General features: G+C 61.7%; 15 protein-coding genes. 11 read left to right on the top strand and 4 right to left on the bottom strand.

Going from position 1 to position 20,142, the window contains the following annotated elements; all coding sequences use genetic code 11:
- Nucleotides 1-226: 226 nt before the first annotated feature.
- Together IE093_RS11500 and IE093_RS11495 are read right to left on the bottom strand one after the other, a co-directional pair.
- A complete protein-coding gene (locus IE093_RS11500; protein WP_189469279.1) occupies nucleotides 227-1,048 on the bottom strand; it encodes a helix-turn-helix transcriptional regulator in 822 nt (273 codons plus the stop codon).
- Between the two features lie 5 nt (nucleotides 1,049-1,053).
- Complete coding sequence (locus tag IE093_RS11495) at nucleotides 1,054-2,445, bottom strand: hypothetical protein (protein WP_189469278.1); 1,392 nt, start codon at nucleotides 2,443-2,445, stop codon at nucleotides 1,054-1,056.
- Nucleotides 2,446-2,741: 296 nt separating this feature from the next.
- Here IE093_RS11495 and IE093_RS11490 point away from each other — a divergent pair, with 296 nt between their 5' ends.
- The 10 genes from IE093_RS11490 to IE093_RS11445 all read left to right on the top strand — a co-directional run bounded on the left by IE093_RS11490 (nucleotide 2,742) and on the right by IE093_RS11445 (nucleotide 16,236).
- Complete coding sequence (locus IE093_RS11490; RefSeq protein ID WP_189469276.1) at nucleotides 2,742-4,046, top strand: ATP-grasp domain-containing protein; 1,305 nt, start codon at nucleotides 2,742-2,744, stop codon at nucleotides 4,044-4,046.
- A 47-nt stretch (nucleotides 4,047-4,093) separates the two neighbouring features.
- Nucleotides 4,094-6,121, top strand: a complete 2,028-nt coding sequence (locus tag IE093_RS11485; RefSeq protein WP_189469274.1) for a CocE/NonD family hydrolase — start codon at nucleotides 4,094-4,096, stop codon at nucleotides 6,119-6,121.
- A 135-nt stretch (nucleotides 6,122-6,256) separates the two neighbouring features.
- Complete coding sequence (locus IE093_RS11480; protein WP_189469272.1) at nucleotides 6,257-7,201, top strand: cobyrinic acid a,c-diamide synthase; 945 nt, start codon at nucleotides 6,257-6,259, stop codon at nucleotides 7,199-7,201.
- Between the two features lie 70 nt (nucleotides 7,202-7,271).
- The gene (locus tag IE093_RS11475; protein ID WP_189469271.1) at nucleotides 7,272-8,465 is read left to right on the top strand and encodes a toxic anion resistance protein; all 1,194 of its coding nucleotides are present in this window, start codon (nucleotides 7,272-7,274) and stop codon (nucleotides 8,463-8,465) included.
- Complete coding sequence (locus IE093_RS11470) at nucleotides 8,462-8,872, top strand: VOC family protein (RefSeq protein WP_189469268.1); 411 nt, start codon at nucleotides 8,462-8,464, stop codon at nucleotides 8,870-8,872. Before IE093_RS11475 ends, IE093_RS11470 begins: the two co-directional genes overlap by 4 nt.
- Before the next feature lie 60 nt (nucleotides 8,873-8,932).
- The gene (locus tag IE093_RS11465) at nucleotides 8,933-10,306 is read left to right on the top strand and encodes an MFS transporter (RefSeq protein ID WP_422730976.1); all 1,374 of its coding nucleotides are present in this window, start codon (nucleotides 8,933-8,935) and stop codon (nucleotides 10,304-10,306) included.
- A gap of 282 nt (nucleotides 10,307-10,588) precedes the next feature.
- A complete protein-coding gene (locus IE093_RS11460; protein ID WP_189469265.1) occupies nucleotides 10,589-11,116 on the top strand; it encodes a retropepsin-like aspartic protease family protein in 528 nt (175 codons plus the stop codon).
- Between the two features lie 36 nt (nucleotides 11,117-11,152).
- On the top strand, nucleotides 11,153-12,103 hold the full coding sequence (locus IE093_RS11455) for a YihY/virulence factor BrkB family protein (RefSeq protein WP_189469263.1): 951 nt from the start codon (nucleotides 11,153-11,155) through the stop codon (nucleotides 12,101-12,103).
- 99 nt (nucleotides 12,104-12,202) lie between these two features.
- Nucleotides 12,203-13,885, top strand: coding sequence for a VRR-NUC domain-containing protein (locus IE093_RS11450; protein ID WP_189469261.1), 1,683 nt, complete (start codon nucleotides 12,203-12,205; stop codon nucleotides 13,883-13,885).
- On the top strand, nucleotides 13,882-16,236 hold the full coding sequence (locus tag IE093_RS11445) for an ATP-dependent DNA helicase (protein ID WP_189469259.1): 2,355 nt from the start codon (nucleotides 13,882-13,884) through the stop codon (nucleotides 16,234-16,236). The genes IE093_RS11450 and IE093_RS11445 overlap by 4 nt, the downstream gene beginning before the upstream one ends.
- Here the strand turns inward: IE093_RS11445 and IE093_RS11440 are convergent.
- Both IE093_RS11440 and IE093_RS11435 read right to left on the bottom strand, forming a co-directional pair.
- Nucleotides 16,214-16,771 (bottom strand): hypothetical protein, encoded by a 558-nt coding sequence (locus tag IE093_RS11440; RefSeq protein WP_189469258.1) that lies wholly within the window; start codon nucleotides 16,769-16,771, stop codon nucleotides 16,214-16,216. The genes IE093_RS11445 and IE093_RS11440 overlap by 23 nt on opposite strands.
- Before the next feature lie 138 nt (nucleotides 16,772-16,909).
- A complete protein-coding gene (locus IE093_RS11435) occupies nucleotides 16,910-17,740 on the bottom strand; it encodes a class I SAM-dependent methyltransferase (RefSeq protein WP_189469256.1) in 831 nt (276 codons plus the stop codon).
- A 253-nt stretch (nucleotides 17,741-17,993) separates the two neighbouring features.
- Between IE093_RS11435 and IE093_RS11430 the strand changes: the two genes are divergently transcribed.
- Complete coding sequence (locus IE093_RS11430) at nucleotides 17,994-20,135, top strand: FAD-binding protein (RefSeq protein WP_189469254.1); 2,142 nt, start codon at nucleotides 17,994-17,996, stop codon at nucleotides 20,133-20,135.
- Nucleotides 20,136-20,142 lie beyond the last annotated feature (7 nt).

Genomic DNA, 20,142 nt, shown 5'->3' with positions numbered 1-20,142 from the left:
ATATCCGGCCGCGCAAACGTTTCGACTTCAAGTGCCCCATCGAAATGATGGAAGAGCTGATGGCGAAGTGTCACGAAGGGCCATCATCAATCCAATGACTGTGTTGCACTCAGAACCTGCATCCGCCATCGACCCAATCCCGTGATTTGCCATGTGCCACCACTGACATGATGAATCGTCTCTGGTATATCGAGCCCTTGTCGGGAGCAGGGCCTGGTCAGTGCTGCTATTGATGCTGCCGTGACACCAACGCCACATGATCAAGAAACAAGCGGAATAGTTGCGCCTGGCTGGAGACATCGAGGCGTTGGTAAATGTGCTTGCGATGGACCTTGACGGTGCCGTCGCTGATGTCGAGCTCGCGCGCTGCCGACTTGGTGGAGTGCCCGGCGAGCAGCAGGCGGACGATTTCCCGTTCGCGCTCGGTGAGCGATTCGCGCCCGAAGCTTGCGAAGGCAATTTCCACCGGTGCCTGGGCCTCCAGGTCGGCCTGGAACTGTTCGCCTTGCCATTTCCAGTACTCCACCAGCAGTGCTTCCACGACTGGCGAGACATGACGCAGCACCTGCAGCGACCGGCGGGTGAGGGGCGACGTTTGGTCGCGAAAGCCTAGCGACACCACGATCACCACCTCGTCCGACACCCGGGCGAAGAGCCCGACCTCGTCGGTCAGGCCCAAGGCTCGGTAGTAGTGATGGTAATACTCGCTGGATTCGAAGCGGTCCGGCGCCAGCTCACGTAGGCGGTGGGCGCCGTGATCCAGGCCCTCGCGCACGGCTGTGAAGAAAGGATCGAGCAGGTAGGCTTCGCTCAGATAGCGTTCGATGCCCTGTTCACGCCGGTAGGGGGGATAGTCATCGTGTATCAGCAGGGGGCGATGCCGCCCCCTATAGGTATGGATAAGGATCGAATCGAAGGTGACCAGCTCACGCAGGAGCTGTTCCAGCGCATTGGGAAAACCGACCGAGCCCGCGCCCTGGATCAGCCGGGCCAGGCGACGGTGCCACTCCTGACTGGCGGGATTGGTGAGGAACTCGGTGGTAGTCACGTCATTCAGTTCGCGGCATTGACGCTCAAGCGGTAGGGGCCGGAATCCGAACCGCCGAAGGAGCGGGCGATCACTCGGTACTCGCCAGGCGTCAGATGGGTCTGGATACGGGCATTGTAGTCAGTGCCTCCATCGTCGTCCTCGAGACGCAGCCCATCGCCTTCCAGCTCAAGATAGGGATCCACGGTGCTCGATATCATGTCGATGGTGTAGTCACCGGCCTGTTCCACCTGGAAGCTGTAAAAGTTCTGGGCGCCGCTGTACAGTTCGTCGGTGACCGTAGTGCCGATTTCGATCACGCCATTCTCGGCGGCGGCGACATCGGACACACCGGCCTGCAAGGTGAATAGGCCACTGCCCGAACTGTCGTAGCTTCTCGCCCTGACAGTGTAGGTTCCCGGGGAGAGCACAGTCTGGAGGCGCGCATCATAGTTTCCGCCGCCATCGTCGTTCTCGAGCATGACATCGTTGCCGCTGACTTCCAGATAGGCATCGAACTCGGACGATTGCATATCGATGGTCACCAATGCCCTCTCGGCGATATCGAGACGATATTCGATGCCCTCGCCGCTATACCAGCCTTGCACGGGTTGGTCGAACGATAGTTCACCGCCGTTCTGCAACTCGATTCCGTCAGGCAAGTCACGGCTGCCCAGCTCCAGGGTGTAATAGCCTTGCTCCTGGCCGTGGGCGGTGCGCGCTTCGAGCTGATAGCTTCCTGCCTCGAGAAACCCGGAAATACGGGCATTCAAGTCGCCGGCGCCATCGTCATCCGTCAGGTTCACGCCATGGTCACCGCTGAGTGTCAGGTAGGAATCGAGCTCGTCGGAATGCATTTCAACGGTATACAGCCCCGCTTCCTGGATCTCGATCTCATAGTCGTTGAGGCCATCCTGCAACCAGCCATCGATGGGTGTGTCCAGCGTCAGGAGGCCGGAGTCCTGTGTCTCCAGGGTCCGGCTGGTGATGCGGAAAGGACCATAGCTATGCCGGTCTAGACCGCTGACTGCCACAACATATTTCCCTGCCTGCTCGATACGCTGGCGCAGGCGGGTCGGCGTTCCGATATCCGACGAAGCCGTCAGGAAACCGCCTTGGTCATCATAGAGCGCCAGGGTGCCATTGAGCACGCCGCCGAGCTCCAGCTCGACCAGGGTGTCCGCGTCGAGAGCCAGAGTTAGACGTTCGAAGCGACTGCCGTCATTGGCATTGAGATCGCTCGCCGAGGTGATTTCGCCGCGGTACTCGTCACCAAGCGCCAGGGGCTCGGATTCGGCGGCGGGGGGCTCTGTCACGGCGCTATTGCCCATCCGGTCGGTGGCGTACCAGCCGATCACCAGGCCAGCCGATAGAGTGGCCAGCGGAAGGAGGACACGCGAAGTGGAGGTCGTGGACATGAGAGCTTCCTTGTTCCGAGAGGGTGGGTACGATGAATGCGGGACGGGTCCAAGTCCCTGAGCAGGCTGATAAACACAAGCCGGAATACGAGCTTTTAGCGCATCGGGAGCGTCTGTTCAAGCAAGACGCGATGAAATCGTCTCGATCCTGGCGGGATGGGCAAGAATTTACCTGAACTATGCTGTGGTATGACCGTAATGTTTCGGTCTTTCTACACTGCTGACAATGAAGATCGCTGTATTAGAAGCAGTCGTATCAAGTGGAGATGCCCGTTGTCAGCCCAAAGGTGACAGCCATGGACAACCGTAAGAATATCTTCGTAGTGGGACTCAACGACTTCAATCGCCATCGTTTACAGCAATTACGGGGTGCCGAACAGTATCGCTTCCACGGTGTGATCGAGCCCGAGGAAGTCTATGACACCGAAGTTTTTCCCATTGCCGACATGATCGATAGGGCCACGAAACAGCTAGAGGCGTTCGATGGGTCCATTGATGCCATCGTTGGCTATATGGACTTTCCGGTGTCGACCATGCTGCCGATCCTGTGTGAGCACTTCGGTACCCGCACCACCTCGCTGGAAAGCCTGTTGAAATGCGAGCACAAGTACTGGAGCCGGCGAGTCCAGCGCGAGGTGATTGCCGATTTCATTCCGGCCTTCACAGCCTTCGACCCATTCGACGACGATGCCCTGACCCGAATCGGCGAGGCCGGGCTGTATATCCCCTTCTTCGTCAAGCCGATCAAGTCCTCGGGCTCACGGCTGGGCTTTCACATCGACAGTCCCGAGACCTTTTACCTGGCCATCGAGCAATTGCGTGCTCAGATCGGCCTGATCGCCGATCCCTTCAATACGGTGCTCGAGCATGCGCGCCTGCCACCTGAGATCGCTGCTGTGGATGGCCATTTCTGCATGGCCGAGGAAATCATCGGTGGTTGGCAATGCACGGTGGAAGGCTATGTGTATCAGGGCGAGGTAGTGAGCTACGGTATCGTCGACTCGTTGCGCTACCCGCAGGTACTGAGCTTCTTCCACTATCGCTACCCTTCGGGGCTGCCCGACTACGTTCAGGACAAGATGGTCGAGTTGACCCGCACGGTGATGGGCCACATTGGCTACGATAACGCGGCCTTCAATATCGAGTATTACTGGGACGAGGTACAGGATCGTATCTGGTTGCTGGAGATCAATACGCGGATCTCTCAATCCCATTGCGACCTGTTCGAGAAGGTCGATGGTGTCAGCCATCAGCAGGTCACCATCGACCTGGCGCTCGGCAAGTGCCCCGACATGCCGTCGCGTCAAGGCAAGTTCCCGATGGCGGCCAAGTTCTTCTATCGGGTGTTCTTCACCGATGCGGTGGTGACCCGTGTGCCCACCGAGGAGGAATTGGCGGCCCTGGAAGCCGAGTTTCCCGGTACCCTGATTGCCTTGCAGGTCCACGCAGGACAACGGCTGTCGACCTTGCCTGAGCAGGATAGCTACAGCTTCGCCCTGGCCTATGTGTGGATGGGCGCCCAGAATGAAGATGAGCTGTTGGCCAACTACGAACGTCTGGCAGCAAGGCTGCGTTTCGAATTCGACGACATCCTCGGTTGAGCGTGTGTCGTGGTGGTGAGTGATGATGGCGAAAGGAGACCCCGGACATGCGCGTCATCGATACCTTTCCGCACCAGGTGATCGAAGAGGAAACCTGGATTTCTCTTGTCGATGGCACACGACTGGCGGCGCGGATCTGGCGACCGCAGGATGCCGAGCGTCATCCGGTGCCAGCGATTCTCGAATACCTGCCTTATCGCAAGCGTGACCTGACTGCCGCGCGCGACGTCCAGACACACCCCTATTGGGCCGGACATGGTTATGCCGGGGTGCGGGTCGATATCCGCGGTACCGGCGAGTCCGATGGCGTGTTGACCGACGAATACCTGCAGCAGGAGCTGGATGATGGAATGGCCGTTCTGGAATGGTTGGCCGAGCAGCCCTGGTGTACCGGCGATGTCGGCATGGTGGGAATTTCCTGGGGAGGTTTCAACGGCTTGCAGATTGCAGCGCTACGTCCGCCGCAGCTCAAGGCAGTGATCACGTTGTGTTCCACCGACGACCGCTATGCCGACGATATCCATCATATGGGCGGTTGTCTATTGGGCGATAACCTGTCTTGGGCCTCGACCATGTTCGACGGCAATTCCTGCCCGCCGGACCCCGCTTTGGTAGGTGAACGCTGGCGTGAGATGTGGTACGAGCGACTCGATGGCAGTGGCCTATGGTTGGCCACTTGGCTGCGACACCAGCGCCGCGATGACTATTGGAAGCATGGTTCGGTCTGCGAGGATTTCTCGCGTATCCAGTGTCCGGTGTATGCCATCAGTGGCTGGGCCGACGGCTACTGCAATGCCGTGTTCCGGTTGCTTGAAGGGTTGTCGGTACCGCGCAAGGGGTTGGTGGGGCCTTGGGCGCACAAGTATCCCCACCTGGGGGTGCCGGGGCCGGCGATCGGTTTCCTGCAGGATGCGCTGCGCTGGTGGGATCATTGGCTCAAGGGCAAGGATACCGGGATCATGGATGAGCCCATGCTGCGGGTATGGATGCAGGAATCCATACCGCCTTCGGCTCGCTACGAGACCCGCCCCGGCCGTTGGGTGGCCGAACCCTCCTGGCCGTCGCCGAATATCGTGCCGGCATCGTTTCGGCTGACCGTGGGCCATGACCTGTTGCCTGAGCATCGGGGGGCCGACGATGCCGCGACGCTGGATATCCGCTCACCGCTTTCGGTAGGGCTCTACGCCGGCAAGTGGTGCTCTTACAACGCGCCTCCCGATCTGCCTCACGACCAGCGCGATGAGGATGGCGGGGCGCTGATCTTCCAGACCGCGCGGCTCGAATCGCCGCTGGAGATCTGTGGCCAGCCGGTAGTTGAGCTAGAACTCGAAGCCGACCAGCCGGTGGCCATGGTCGCCCTGCGCCTCTCCGATATCGCCGAGGACGACAAGGCCACTCGGGTCTCCTACGGCTTGTTGAACTTGACCCATCGCGACAGCGATGAACATCCCGAGCCGTTGGAACCGGGCAAAAGGTATCGGGTGTGCGTCCTTCTGAAGCATATCGCCCAGCAGTTTCCGGCCGGCCACGCTATTCGCCTGGCACTGTCGACCAGCTATTGGCCGCTGGCCTGGCCGGCACCCAGGCCGGTCAAGCTGACGGTGTGTCCCGGCAAGAGTCGGCTGATTCTGCCGGTGCGCGCTCCCCGTCCCGAGGAAGAAACGGCGCTACCGGCGTTCGGCGAGCCGGAAGGGGCTCCGCCGTTGGCCAAGACGCTGATCCAACCGACCCAGGAAACCTGGCGGGTGATACGCGATCTGGCCAACGATAAGACCACCCTCGAAGTGATCAACGACGAAGGGCGTTATCGAATCGATGATATCGGCCTGGAAATTTCCGCTCGGGTCACCGAGCGATACAGCTATTCCTATGGCAACTACGACAGCCTCAGTGGCTGGACCGAGTGGGAGCGTTCCTTTCAGCGTGGCGACTGGCAGGTGCGCACCCTGACCCGCACCCTGATGACCTCCGATGCCGACAATTTCCGGTTGCGCGCTACCCTGGATGCCTACGAGGGGGACACCCGCGTGTTCGCCAAGACCTGGGATGAGACGATTCCCCGCGATCTGGTGTAAATTCAGCAAGGCCCGCCATCGCAGGTCGCTGAAGGTCGTATCGAGAACCTGCCGTTGAGCCAGCGGTCTTTATGGCGCGGTTCGAATTCTTCTACACTCAGGCTTTCTCATCGGGGACGGCGGACGTCGCGACCTATGTTCGGATTCCTTCAAGGGTTTGCCTACGGGCTGTTTCTCACCTGTCTGCCGTGGTTTCTCGCCGGCATGATCAATCCGGCGCTGGTGGTGCCCACCGAGGCGCCCAATCGTCTGCATGTCGTGCTGCGTTACTGGCTGCTGGTGCCCTTCATTGCCTTCCTGTTGTGGCTGACCTCGTTGTGGGGCGGCTTCGGACCCAGCCTGTGGGGCTGGCTGGCAGGGCTCGGCGCCATCGCCGTGGAGATTCCCCTGGAACGTAGCTGGCGCCGCTGGCGTGCCGCACGTCGTCAGCGACAGCTCGAGGCCCAGCGCCAGGCCGAGGCGGCGCGGCGTCAGGCCGAGGCCGAACGCGAAGCGCGTGAAAGCGGCGTGGCCGTGCTCGACCCGGCCAAGCCCCCCGTGGACGCCGACGATGTGGTGCTGGCGCTGTGCCAGGCCAAGCAAGGGCTGCTGGAGGTCAAGCGCCCCGATCTCGCCTCGCAAGCTGACCGTCTCTATAGCCGTTACGTGCATGTGCTGGAGGTACTGAACGCCAGGTTCGACCGCGGCGAGCTGGCCTTCCAGCGCTCGCTCGGCCTGATCACCGAGGTGTGCCTCGGCGCGGTGGACAATCTGACTGCAATGGCCTCCCAGGCGCGTGGCGTGGCCGGTGTCGACAGTACCTTCGTGCAGCGTCGTCTGGAGCGTGAGGGCAAGCGGCTCAGCGTGGCCGAGCGCGTGGCGCTCAAGCGCCGCCTGGAACTGGTCGAGGAGACCGAACGCCACCTGCGCGATCTCTCCGCGCGCAACGAGTCGGCACTGACCGCCCTGGACGATACCGCCGTGGCCATGGCGCGCATCGAGACCGGCCGTCCGCAGGCGTCGGTGGCTGCCGACCAGGCGCTGGCCGATCTGCGTCGTTTCATCGATCGCGCCGAGCGGTACGGGCGCAGCGGTGGCTGAGGGACTGGGGCGTTACCAAAATCGGGCGAGTGTGCCACCCTGTCCATAAGTGCTTGAAGGGGAGAAGCCTATGAACGACAAGCGTGACAGCGACAGCAGTGGGCGTCTGTCCCTGCCGCCGGTGGAAGAGATCGCCGGCCGTCTGGCCGAGGAGATTCCTGCCGAGCGCGAGCCGGATGATGTCGAACTCGAGCACGACCCGGAATTGGTGAGCATGGCCGACGCCTTCGTCGAGCAGGTGTTGGCGGAATCCGAATCGTCAGCCGAACAGCAACGTCGCGCGGTGGACGAGATGGGCATCGAGATTCAACGTCAGGCCGCCCATCACAGCGCCATGCTGCAGACACCGCTGCGCAAGCTGGCACATGAAGGTGACGAAGGCGGCCCAGTGGCCCAGGCGTTGGTCAACCTGCGTGAGCGGATGCAGTCGCTCGATCCGCAACGTCACAACCTGTCGCGAGACGCTCTCGATCGTGCCATGGCGCTGATTCCCGGGGTCGGCAATCGCGTGCAGCGCTATTTTCGCAAGTTCGAGAATGCCCAGGAGGCATTGGACGCGATCATCGCCGACCTGGAAAGTGGCCGCGACATGCTGCATCGCGACAACCTGACCCTCTCCGATGATCAAGAGGCGTTGCGCGAGATCCTGGGGCAGTTGCGTCGCCAGATCGACTTGGGGCGACTGGTTGATCGCCGGCTGAGCAAGGCCGCCGCCGAACGCGACAGCGACGATTCCCAGCGCACCTTCATTGAAGAAGAACTGCTGTTCCCCTTGCGCCAGCGCATCGTCGACTTGCAGCAGCAACTGGCGGTCAGCCAGCAGGGCGTGCTGGCCCTGGAGGTGATCATCCGCAACAACCGCGAGCTGATGCGGGGAGTGGATCGCGCTATCCATGTCACCGTTTCGGCGTTGACAGTCGCGGTCACCGTGGCGATGGCCCTGGCCAACCAACGTCTGGTGCTCGACAAGGTCGAATCGCTCAATGCCACCACCTCGGATATGATCTCCGGTACCGCCAAGGCACTGCGCAGTCAGGGGGTGGACATCCAGACCCGCGCATCCTCGGCGATGCTCGACATGCAGGCCCTGGAAGACGCTTTTGGCGATGTGATGGGCGCCATCGACGATCTGTCGCGTTATCGCCAGGAAGCGCTGCCCAAGCTCGATGAGCAGATCGACCGGCTCGAAGCCCTGTCGCGCCAGGGTGGTGAAGCGATCACACGGCTCGAGCGCGGCAACCGAACCCAGGACCCGACGTCATGATCATGATTTGCGGGCTCGATCACCTGGTGCTGCGAGTCAAGGATCTCGATGCCATGCTGCGTTTCTACTGCGAAGCGCTGGGCTGTAGCGTCGAGCGGCGCAACGACGAGCTCGGCCTGATCCAGTTGCGTGCGGGAAACTCCCTGATCGACCTGGTACCGGTGGAGGGCAAGCTGGGCCGCAAGGGCGGGGCGGCGCCGGGAAGCGAAGGCCGCAACCTGGAGCATTTCTGTCTGCGCATCGAGCCTTTCGACGAAGACGTCATTCGCGCGTATCTCGAGCCGCTGGGCGTCGCCGTGGGCGAGGTGGCCACACGCTATGGAGCGGAGGGTAGCGGGCCGTCGCTGTATCTTACCGACCCGGAAGGCAACACCGTGGAGCTGAAAGGCCCTCCCGACCCAGCGTAAACGAGCGTCTGGGCGATGCGGACTTCGTATCGCCTTGCCTCCCTGCAAGGAATGCCATTAATGAGCACCATCTCCGTTCCCGCCGAGCGCGTTTCTCGGCAACGCGCGTCGAGGAAGGAAATCTTCGGCTGGGCGATGTTCGACTTTGCCAACCAGGCCTATACGCTGCTGATCATCACCGTGGTGTTCGGCGAACTATTCACCACCGTGATCGTCGGTGACCGTGGCGACAACTATCGGCTGGCCAATTTGCTATGGAGCCTGGCACTGGCGGTGAGCTACCTGCTGGTGGTGGTTACCGGTCCTATCTGCGGCGCGATGATGGACTTCTCGGCGGCCAAGAAGCGCTTCCTGTTCGTCAGTTACCTGGCCACCGTCGCCACCACCGCGATGCTGTATTTCGTGGCGCCGGGCTACGTGGTGCTGGGCCTGGTGCTGATCGTGGTTTCCAATTATGCCTACTCGATGGGCGAGTCGTTCATCGCTGCTTTTCTCCCCGACCTGGGGCCGCCCCGGGACCTGGGCAAGATCTCCGGCTTTGGCTGGGCGTTGGGCTATGTCGGTGGACTGTTCGCCGCGGGGTTCACCCTGGTGGCACTGGGTGAGGCCACAGCGGAGAACTTCGAGCGCATTCGCTGGGTCGGGCCCTTCGCCGGTGGTTTCTTTCTGATCACTGCTATTCCGACCTTCCTGTGGCTAAAGGAGCGCGGCATGCCGCATCCCCTGCCGCCTGGCCACAATTACGTGAGCATCGCTCGCGACCGAGTCGCCACCACCCTGCACGAATTGAGACACTTTCGCGACCTGGGAATCTTCCTGGTTTCGCTGCTGTTCTCCATGGCCGGCATCTACATCATCATCGCCTTCGCTTTCATCTACGGCGCCCAAGTGATCGGCTGGGACGAGAACATCCGCAACATCATGTTCATCATCGTGCAGATTACCGCCGCCGCCGGTGCCTTGGGCTTCGGTTTCATTCAGGACCGCATCGGCGCCAAGGTCACCTATATCGGTACTCTTTTGCTGTGGGTGGCGGCGATCATCGCCATTTGGGCCACCCCGGAGGTCACGGCATTTCTCAACATCCATCTGGGCCTCGACTGGGAAGCGCAGCACCTGTTCCTGGTGGTAGGGTGCCTGGCTGGGCTCAGTCTGGGTTCCAGCCAGTCCGCCAGCCGCACGCTGGTAGGGCTGTTCTCGCCACTGGAGAAATCGGCGGAATTCTTCGGTTTCTGGGGCCTTGCCAACAAGTTGGCCGGAGTCGGTGGCATTATCGGTCTGGGCCTGTTGCAGTCGGTGGTCGGCCTGCAGGCCTCGATCCTGCTGTGCGCGGCGTTGTTCATCATCGCCATCCTGATTTGTCTGGTCGTCAACCAGGCGCGTGGACAACGCGCGGCCGAGGAGTGGGAAGCGCTCCGGAACTCGATGAACTGAATCTAGGTCTTGTACGAAAAGTCGGCGAGCGATGGTCAGGCAAGGCGAAATTGGTCGAAAAGGCGGAGTTTACGGGGGTGTAAATGAGCATTTTGAGACCAATTTCAACGCAGCATCACCGAGCACAGACAGTTTTCGTACAGACCCTAGGTCTGTGTCTGACATGACCAAAGTCGAGTACGCCGCCCTTGCATGCGCTATTCTCCCGAAACGGTGTGCCGTTTCCGTCTCCTGATGCGAGGAGCGGATAGCGATTCGGGAATCTGGGGGTGAAGAAGCGTGATGGATGAGGATGCGAAAGGGGTACGGCGCATTGGCCTGGGCATGATGTTGCTGTTCTGGCTGTTGATCCTGGCACTCGGCGCCTGGTGGTTCCATGGCTATCTCGAGCAGCGCCGCAACCCTAATGCCCATCTGGTGCATGCGATTACAGGCGAGGGCGAGGATGTCATCCTGAAGCGCAATGCCTCCGGACACTTCATGGCCACTGGGCGCATCAATGGCGAGCCGGTGGAATTCCTGCTCGATACCGGGGCCACTTATCTTGCCGTACCCGCCAATCTCGCCGACAGGCTAGGGCTGGAGCGCGGCAGGCCGGCCTTTTTCCATACCGCCAACGGCCGCGTGCAGGGCTATCTGACCGAGATCGACCAAGTCAGCCTTGGTGGGCTCTCGACCCACAAGGTGCGTGGCTCGATCAACCCCGGCATGGGTGGCGACACCGCCTTGCTGGGCATGAGCTTCCTCAACCGCTTCGACATCGAGATCCGTGGCAGTGAAATGGTGCTGCGTTCGCCCGCGCGGGAGTAAAACTGTCGGTTACGCAACCGGACAAAGTGGTTAAACATGCGAAACATATTCCGCAGCCGCCAAGTCGTGCGGCCGAGCGAAATTTCGCGCATGGGCTGGTTGGATATCCTGTGGCGCGTGAAGCGGGAGATGGCCGATGACAACATCACCATGCTTGCGGCCGGTGCGGCGTTCTACGCCTTTCTGGCCGTGTTTCCCGCCATTGCGGCGGTCATCTCGCTATGGGCGCTGGTACTCGACCCGCTGGATATGGCCCGCCAGATCAGCGAATTGAGCCGTTTCATTCCACCGGGCGCCGCTTACATCATCGAGCAACAGGCCAACGAGATCAGCTCCAACACCCGAGCGGGCCTCAGCGTGACGGCCATTGCCAGCCTACTGGTGGCGATGTACATCGCCTCCAAGGGCATCAGGGGAGTGATCGTGGGGTTGAACGTCGTCTATGGCGAACAGGAGCGCCGCGGTTTCCTCAGCAGGGCGCTGACCGTTTCTCTGCTGACGTTGGGCATGATTGTGCTGACCCTGGTCACCATTCCGTTCATCACGCTGTTTCCCCTGGCCATCGGCATGTTGGGGATCGACAGCACCCCGTTACGGGTGATCGGCCTGTTGCGCTGGCCGATTCTGGTGCTGGTGATGATGTTCGCCATCGCGGTTCTCTATCGTTATGGCCCCTATCGTGCCTCTCCCCATTGGGAGTGGATCAGTGTCGGCACCGTCACTGCCACCTTTCTGTGGTTGCTTGGCTCTCTTGGCCTGTCGCTGTATGTGCGCTACTTCTCGAATCTGAGTGAGATCTACGGCTCCCTGGGGGCTGTGGTGGTACTGTTGCTGTGGTTCTGGTTGTCCGCCTTCATGGTCCTGCTGGGCGCGGAGCTCAACACCGCGATGGAGCGTCACGCCCGGCGAGATGCCACGTTCGACACACTTCGGCCGGTACAGCGGCATGCCCATGTCGCGGATGCCATGGACGAGAGGCGTTCTTGACTGATGCCCCCGACCCTGCTGATGCTGCCCGGCCTGAGCCCGTGTCGGATGATGAATGACGGCTGGTCGGCTTGGTGGATGCCTTGCTACCATGGATAAATGAACAGTACCTCCCATGCCAGGCCGGTAACGGCCTCCCTCGACGATCCCTTCTACTATCTGGCGAACTTCCGCTTCGTACTGGCGTGGGTCGCTGAACGCTACGACGATCTGCTGGGCGAGTCGGAACTGACGTTCATCGAGACGTTCAATGCCTTGCCAAAGCCTTCCCAGGCACTGCTGGTGCGCATGGTGATGCGCAAGGGCAAGCGGTTTCGCAGCGGCAAGTTGCGCTATGCCGAGATCGGCAATACCGAGGCCGCGTTGCTGCCGCTGATCGAAGGCTCTTGGGTCGAGATCGATCCCGTGGTCGATCTCGAAAGCCTCTTCACGCTGCTGACCAAGGCCGAGATCGTCGAGGCTCTGAAGCACGATATCGCTATGGCCGGGCTCACCGCTGGCAGCGGCAAGGCGGTACTGCGCGAAGCTTTGGTGTCGTGCCGGCTCGAGCCGCGCCCGCTTACCGCCTGGTGGCCACAGGCGCCGGATCGGGTGGTCGAATTGAACGTAATGGAAACCTGCGAGCGGCTACGCCTGATGTTCTTCGGCAACTTGCGCCAGGATTGGGCCGAGTTCGTGCTCGCCGAGCTTGGTTTGCAGCGTTTCGAGGCGGTCGAGTTCTCCCGTGAGTCGCGGGCCTTCCAGACTCGTGAGGAGGTGGATGCCTACCTGAATCTGCATCGGCTACGCGAGCGGCTGGAAGAGGGCGAATTACCGCGGGTGCTGTGCAGCGAGGTGCCAGCGGTTCCTGCCAACCCTTGGTTGGAAGCGCGCCGCGCCAGGTTGCTGTTCCAACTGGCCCGTGAAGCCGAACGACGTGACGACATGGCCACGGCGTTGGCGATTTATCCTGATTGTGGTCATCCCGAGGCTCGGGTGCGTCACTTGCGCCTGCTCGAGCGTCGCGGCGAGTTCGAGGCTGCTCACCGGCTTGCTGAGTGCGCCATGCAGGCGCCGGGTAGCGAGGCCGAACGCCAGGCGCTGGCGCGACTGTTGCCGCGTGTGCGGCGTCGCCTGGGGCTGCCACCACCACCCAAGACCGTTCCGGCAAGCATCGAGCGTCTGGATTTGTGTCTGTCGCAGCCGGTGATGGGTGGGGTGGAAGCCGCCGTGTGTGAGCATCTGAGCAGCGAACGCGCGCCGGTTCGTTATGTGGAGAACACCTTGATTGGTGGTCTGTTTGGCCTGCTGTGCTGGGAAGCGATTTTCGCGCCGCTGCCGGGGGCCTTCTTCCATCCATTCCATACTGGCCCGGCGGATCTCGACCGTGAGGACTTCGTGGCGCGGCGTCGTGAGCGCTTCGCGGCCTGCCTGGCGGAACTGGACGACGACCGCTATCGCCGCACCATCCATGAGACCTGGCATGCCAAGCATGGTGTGGCGTCGCCTTTCGTTCATTGGGGCGTGCTCGACGAGATGCTGCTGGAGCAGGCTCTGGTCTGCCTGCCCGCAGTCCATTTGAGGAAGCTCTTCGAACGCCTGCTGCGCGACCTCAAGGGCAATCGCGCCGGGCTGCCCGACTTGGTCCAGCTATGGCCGGACGAAAGGCGCTACCGGCTAATTGAAGTCAAGGGCCCGGGAGATCGCCTGCAGGACAACCAATGTCGCTGGCTGACCTTCTTCCAGGAGCACGCCATGCCGGTGGCGGTCTGTCATGTCACCTGGCGGGATGCCGCGTCATGAGCGCTCATGACGAGCCCTTGTCATATCACGTGGCGGTCAGGAGCCTGTGCGAATTCACCGCCCGAACCGGTGATCTGGATCATCGCTTCACGCCCTCGCCCACGGCCCGGGAGGGCATTGCCGGTCATGCCCTGGTCGCCGAACGACGTGGTGACGACTACCAATCCGAGGTGCCGCTGTCCGGCGAATACGGTCCACTGAGCGTCGGCGGCCGCGCCGACGGCTACGACCCCGCAACCAACTGCCTGGAGGAGGTTAAGACCTATCGTGGCAGCCTGGAGCGCATGGGTGGCAATCAGCGTGCGCTACATTGGGCACAGGTCAAGGTCTACGGGGCATTGCTGTGTCGGGAACGCGAACTGTCAGAAGTAACTCTGGCGCTGGTCTATCTGGATATCGCCACCGGTCGCGAGACGCGGCTCACCGAGCAAGTCACGGCAGAGGAACTGCAGGCCTTCTTCATCGAGCAGTGCCAGCGTTTTCTGGCCTGGGCGGAGCAGGAAGCCTCGCACCGCCAGCAGCGTGATAGCGCCCTGCGCGAGTTGCGATTTCCCCATCCAGAGTTTCGTTATGGACAGCGACCGCTGGCCGAAGCGGTCTACAAGGCGGCCAGCACCGGGCGCCACCTGATGGTCCAGGCCCCCACCGGAATCGGCAAGACGCTGGGCACGCTGTTCCCCATGTTGACTGCCATGCCGCGCCAGCAGCTCGATCGCGGGTTCTTTCTGACCATGAAAACGCCGGGACGGCGTCTGGCGCTGGAAGCGCTGACGACCTTGGGCGTGGCCCGTGAGGGCGAGAAGGGGGCACTGCCGTTGCGGGTGCTGGAACTCCTTGCCCGCGACAAGGCTTGTGAGCACCCGGACAAGGCCTGCCATGGTGAAGCCTGCCCGTTGGCCAGCGGCTTCTACGACCGGCTGCCGATGGCGCGCCAGGCGGCCGTCGACAGGGGCGGACTTCTCGATCGGATGGCATTGCGTGAAGTGGCGCTCGAACATGATATCTGCCCCTATTATCTGGGCCAGGAACTGGCACGCTGGTGCGACCTGGTGGTGGGCGATGTCAATCACTACTTCGATGTCAGTGCCATGCTTTTCGCCCTGACACAGGCCAACGCCTGGCGGGTCGCGGTACTGGTGGACGAGGCCCACGATTTGGTGGAGCGTGCACGGGGCATGTATAGCGCAAGCCTTGATCAGCAACGCACCAATACGCTGCACCGTCAGGCCCCGCCAGCATTGGGCAAGCCCTTGGGTCGGGTGGCAAGGCGGTGGCGTGAGTTGCTCGGAGATGTCGATCCCGGTGAGTCGGGATCGCGAAAATCTCCGGCATACCGCGTCCTGGATGAACCGCCACGGCGCATGCTCAACGCCTTGCAGCAGGCCAGCTCGGCGATCACCGATTACCTGGGCGAGCATCCTACCGGTGAGCTGGCGGAGCTGCAGGCGTTCCTGTTCGAGGCCCTGCACCTATGTCGCCTGGCGGAGCGTTTCGGTGAGCACTCGCTGTTCGACGTCGCTCGGCATGGTCGCGGGCGCGCGGTACTTACCCTGCGCAACGTCATTCCGGCGGATTTCCTGGCCCCGAGGCTGGCCGCCAGCCAGGCCACGGTGCTGTTTTCCGCCACCCTGAGCCCGGCCCATTACTATCGCGACTTGCTGGGGCTGCCGGTGGACGCCCCTTGGATTGAGGTCGACTCCCCATTCGCCAGCCACCAGCTCGACGTCAGAACCCAGCGAGCGATCTCCACCCGTTTCCGACACCGCGAAACGTCGGTCGGTCCCATCGTCGCCACCCTGGCCGAGCAATATCGCCGCACGCCGGGCAACTATCTGGCCTTCTTCAGTAGCTTCGCCTATCTGGAGGCAGTACTCGGACGCTTTCGGGCCGAGTATTCCGATATCGTGGCCTGGGCGCAGACACGCGGCATGCGTGAAGACGAGCGCCAGGCCTTTATCGACGCGTTCGTGCCGGGCGGGCGGGGCATCGGTTTCGCGGTGCTGGGCGGTGCCTTCGCCGAGGGTATCGATCTACCCGGTGAGCGGCTGATCGGTGCCTTCATTGCCACCCTGGGCATGCCGCCCTTCAATGCGGTCAACGAGCAGCTCAAGGCACGCATGCAGGCCCGTTTCGGCCGCGGTTACGACTACACCTACCACTATCCTGGGCTCACCAAGGTGGTGCAGGCCGCCGGCCGGGTGATTCGCGGCCCCGAGGATCGCGGTGTGGTGGTGCTGATGGACGATCGTTTCACCAGGTCGGAGGTAAAGGCCCTGTTACCCAGTTGGTGGTGCCTGGAGGAACATGAGGGAGAGAAGGCCTCCACGGCTACATCAACTTCACGAGAATGATGAGAAACGGGATGGGAGCCACCGCGATAGATACCGTTGCCAGATAGGCCGGCAACGTATAGAGCCCGCTCATGCCAGCCGATAGCGCGATTCCACCCCCACCCCCCATCAGCGTGTTACCGGGAATGTTGAGTGCCACCATCAGTGTCAGATAGCGATGCCGAAGGAGCCCCGGAACGAAGCGCCGCGGTGCATGCTCCAGGAGCAGCATCAGGCGTTCGTTCGTATCGAGCGTAGCCATCTTCAGTACCAGGTTCCGGGCTTTCTTGAACCCGAAGAACTCGAAGGCGGCGGCACAGGCGGCTACCGGAATGGCACGTCCGATAATGTACGCGAGAGTCAACGCAAGAACCGTACCCAAGTAGATCAGAATGGCGATCTCGGGGCCCAGCATCAGCATCAGTGCCCATCCAATCTCGGCGGCCGGCACAAAAGGAACTACCGCCGCCAGTATGTACACCACGACAGCGGCCAGGATCGTTCGCTGCAGGTATACCTCGTTGCCGGGATGGACAAGGAAATACGTCAATTCCATGAACTGCCGTCCCGACAGCAGGCTGCCCACGATGAGCGTGGCGTACAAAGGAATGAAAATAAGCAAGCGATGCGATCCCATCGCGTTGACCTCGCTTCGAACCGGATTCCTGGCGTGATGGCAGGGGTTACCTCAGCATCAGCGGCGACGGCAGATCATCTGGATCGGCGCAATGATTCCCCGCTCCAGGTTCGCAATCATGTTCGCTATCTTCCGTGGAGCTTGCGGTCCCAGATGAATGTGGAGCCCGAGTGGAGGAGGTCCGCTTTCCGCAATGCGCGTGTTGATGCGATGGAAGAACTCGAGAGCGGGGCCGCGTCGGTCTTCTTCGGTCGTCACTTCGAAGCCGGCTGTCTCCAGGGCCCGGCGGTAGGTCGTCGGGTCCGCGAGGAACGACATCTCCGGGGTATCGGCCCAGGCAACCGGAAACGACAGGTCGCTCTCCCCGGTACGCATGACCTCGTAGACGCCGAACACGCCGTCCTGCTTGACCACCCGTGCCGCTTCGGTGAAGAGCCGGTCCTTGTCCGGCACGTTCATCCCGACGTGCAGCAGCGTAGCTGCGTCGAAGCTCACATCGGCGAACGGCAGATCTGTCGCGCTGCCTACACGAAATGTGACACGCTCTGTCAGACCCACCATCCGGGTCAGCGTCTCGGCGACGGCGACGTACTCGGGCGTCAGGTCGATTCCCGAAACCGTGCAGTCGTACTGTTGGGCGAAGAACCGTGCCGGCCCGCCGATCCCGCTGCCGATTTCAACGAGCGACATGCCCGGCCCGAGTCCCATCTGCGTGGCGAGGTGTACAGTGGCCTCATGGCCACCCATGTGGAACTCATCGACGGCAGCCAAGTCCTCGATCTGCACTTTGTCCAGGTCGCGTCCCATGGCGGCCAATCCGTCGAGGATAGTGCGCTCCAGTGAACCGTGACTCCAGTGCCGGGCCACGCCTTCTTCGATCGTTGTCATGGTACCTTTCCTCTTGGCCGGTGAGCCTGATGGGTTTCTGGTTGGGGCAATGTAGTCTCGGCGCCTTCCGGTGGCATGCGATTGGCTCGTTAATGACCACCCACCAGAGCGTATGTGCATGGCAGTGAGCGCCCAAGCGGCAACTACCTTCATTCACAGTGTTGACCTCGGTGAGGTCACTGAAAAGTTCTAAAATTGGACTTATGCCTTCCCAATGATGCCGGTTACCGTCCCCATGGGGAGATCACCGATCATGAAGGGCTACGGCCAGTTTTGCCCGGTCGCCAAGGCGGCGGAGGTCTTCTGTGAACGGTGGACCGCACTCATACTCCGCGACCTCGGCGGGGGTGTGACGCGGTTCTCGGAGCTGCATCGCGGTATTCCGCTGATGTCGCGCTCGATGCTGTCCCGGCGCCTACAAGAGCTCGAAAGGGAAGGCATTATCGAGCGGCGAGCGAACGAGTCCGGCCGCGGCCCGACGTATCACCTGACACAAGCGGGTCGGGACTTTCTGCCGATCGTCACGGCGCTGGGCGTCTGGGGGCAGCGCTGGAGCCGTCGGCAACTCGCCGATGGCGAGGTCAACGCTCATCTGCTGCTTTGGGAGATGGAACGCTCCGTCCGGGCCGATGCCTTCGGCGATCGACGGACCGTGGTGCAGCTCGACTTCATCGATCAGCCATCAAGTAAGCGCCGCTGGTGGTTCATCAACGAGGAGGGCGAGACCTATCTCTGCGTCAAGGATCTGGGGTTCGAGGTTGACCTTTATCTTTCCGTGCGCCTGCCGGACATGATTCACATCTGGCGTGGGGATCTCGCGCTCGGTCTTGCCCTCGAGACAGGCCGGCTGAAGGTGGATGGCCCCTCGTACCTAAGGCGTGCCTTGCCTGCATGGTTCACCCTGCATCCACTCGCCCGGGTCAGGCCAGCATACGAAGATTCACCGCAGGGGCATGTTCACGGATCGGAAATGAAGCTGTCGGACGACCCCGTTCGGGCGCTCGAAGCCTTCGCCACGCGCTTCTGTGGCCCAGTCTTGCTGCCAGGGCAGCCTGACTATGATACGGCACGGCGAATCTGGAACGGGATGATCGATCGGTACCCGGCAGCAATTGCCTGTTGCGCCGGTGCGGCTGACGTCAAGGACTGCGTGGACTTCGCCCGCGACAAGGAGATGTGCGTGAGCGTGCGCGGTGGCGGCCACAACATTGCCGGCACCGCGATCTGCGAAGGGGGATTGGTAATCGATCTCTCCGCTCTTCGTAGCGTCCATGTCGATCCGCAGCGCAGACGGGTCCGTGCCGCGCCCGGAACGATGCTGGGCGATCTCGATCGCGAAACCCAGGCCTTCGGACTCGTCGTCCCAGGCGGTATCGTCTCGACTACCGGCATCGCCGGTCTGACGTTGGCTGGCGGCTTTGGTTGGATGACGCGCAAATGGGGCTACAGTTCCGACAATCTTGTCTCCGTCGATCTCGTCACTGCCGCAGGCGATTATCTCCATGCTAGCCGGGACGAGAACGCCGATCTCTTCTGGGCGATACGCGGGGGCGGCGGCAATTTCGGCATTGTGACATCGTTCGAATACGAGGCGCATGCGCTTGGCCCTCAGGTCATGGCGGGGATGGTCGTGCACTCGTTTGCCCGAGCGCAGGAGGCCATCGATCTTTATCGTGAGGTGTGCGAGATGGCACCGGACGAGTTGACCTACCTCCTTATACTCCGCAGAGCACCCTCCGTACCGTTCCTTCCGGCCGAGGTACATGGTCGGCCAATTGCTGCGATCGCCGCGTGCCATGTGGGGGACATCCAAGCCGCAAGGAAGGCTATGCAGCGCCTGAAGGCCTGGCGACGGCCTCTTGTCGATACCATTGAGCCAAAGCCGTTCTGCGATCATCAAAAGTTTCTGGATGCCGCTCAGCCGAAAGGCCGCCGGAACTATTGGAAATCAGATTATTTCGGCGAATTCCCGGCGGCCCTATCGGATGTGCTGTTGGCAGCGGTCGAGAGTTTCACGTCACCGCACTCCTCGATCCTGGTCATGCAGCTTGGCGGTGCCATGGGGCGCATCGCTGAGGAGGAGAGCGCTGTGAGTCACCGCAACGCGAGTTACCTGATCAATATCGCGGCATCCTGGGAGCACACGCCCGACGAATCGCACGTCGCTTGGGCGCGGCAAGCCTTCTCATCCATTACGCCATTTTCGCTCGGTGGTGGCTACGTCAACTTCCTGACGGCCGACGAGTTGGCCTCCGACGACGTACGGGTGCGAGCCGCATACGGGGAAGCCAAGTATGTTCGCTTGGCTACGCTGAAGGCGAGATGGGATCCGGACAATCTGTTCCGTCACAACCAGAACATCCGGCCGTTGGCCATGGCCAGCAATGGAGATTGAGTTCGTA

Origin of the sequence: Litchfieldella qijiaojingensis, from assembly GCF_014651875.1 — a bacterium.
Lineage (GTDB): Bacteria > Pseudomonadota > Gammaproteobacteria > Pseudomonadales > Halomonadaceae > Litchfieldella > Litchfieldella qijiaojingensis.
The sequence above is the reverse complement of the archived record's forward strand: the minus strand, read 5'-3'. Positions and strand labels throughout refer to the sequence as shown.

Coding starts and splice junctions, on each gene's coding strand:
- IE093_RS11475 (WP_189469271.1), top strand. CDS start 7,272: ATGAACGACAAGCGTGACAGCGACAGCAGTGGGCGTCTGTCCCTGCCG.
- IE093_RS11430 (WP_189469254.1), top strand. CDS start 17,994: ATGAAGGGCTACGGCCAGTTTTGCCCGGTCGCCAAGGCGGCGGAGGTC.
- IE093_RS11455 (WP_189469263.1), top strand. CDS start 11,153: ATGCGAAACATATTCCGCAGCCGCCAAGTCGTGCGGCCGAGCGAAATT.
- IE093_RS11495 (WP_189469278.1), bottom strand. CDS start 2,445: ATGTCCACGACCTCCACTTCGCGTGTCCTCCTTCCGCTGGCCACTCTA.
- IE093_RS11450 (WP_189469261.1), top strand. CDS start 12,203: ATGAACAGTACCTCCCATGCCAGGCCGGTAACGGCCTCCCTCGACGAT.
- IE093_RS11485 (WP_189469274.1), top strand. CDS start 4,094: ATGCGCGTCATCGATACCTTTCCGCACCAGGTGATCGAAGAGGAAACC.
- IE093_RS11460 (WP_189469265.1), top strand. CDS start 10,589: ATGGATGAGGATGCGAAAGGGGTACGGCGCATTGGCCTGGGCATGATG.
- IE093_RS11435 (WP_189469256.1), bottom strand. CDS start 17,740: ATGACAACGATCGAAGAAGGCGTGGCCCGGCACTGGAGTCACGGTTCA.
- IE093_RS11465 (WP_422730976.1), top strand. CDS start 8,933: ATGAGCACCATCTCCGTTCCCGCCGAGCGCGTTTCTCGGCAACGCGCG.
- IE093_RS11470 (WP_189469268.1), top strand. CDS start 8,462: ATGATCATGATTTGCGGGCTCGATCACCTGGTGCTGCGAGTCAAGGAT.
- IE093_RS11440 (WP_189469258.1), bottom strand. CDS start 16,771: ATGGAATTGACGTATTTCCTTGTCCATCCCGGCAACGAGGTATACCTG.
- IE093_RS11480 (WP_189469272.1), top strand. CDS start 6,257: ATGTTCGGATTCCTTCAAGGGTTTGCCTACGGGCTGTTTCTCACCTGT.
- IE093_RS11445 (WP_189469259.1), top strand. CDS start 13,882: ATGAGCGCTCATGACGAGCCCTTGTCATATCACGTGGCGGTCAGGAGC.
- IE093_RS11490 (WP_189469276.1), top strand. CDS start 2,742: ATGGACAACCGTAAGAATATCTTCGTAGTGGGACTCAACGACTTCAAT.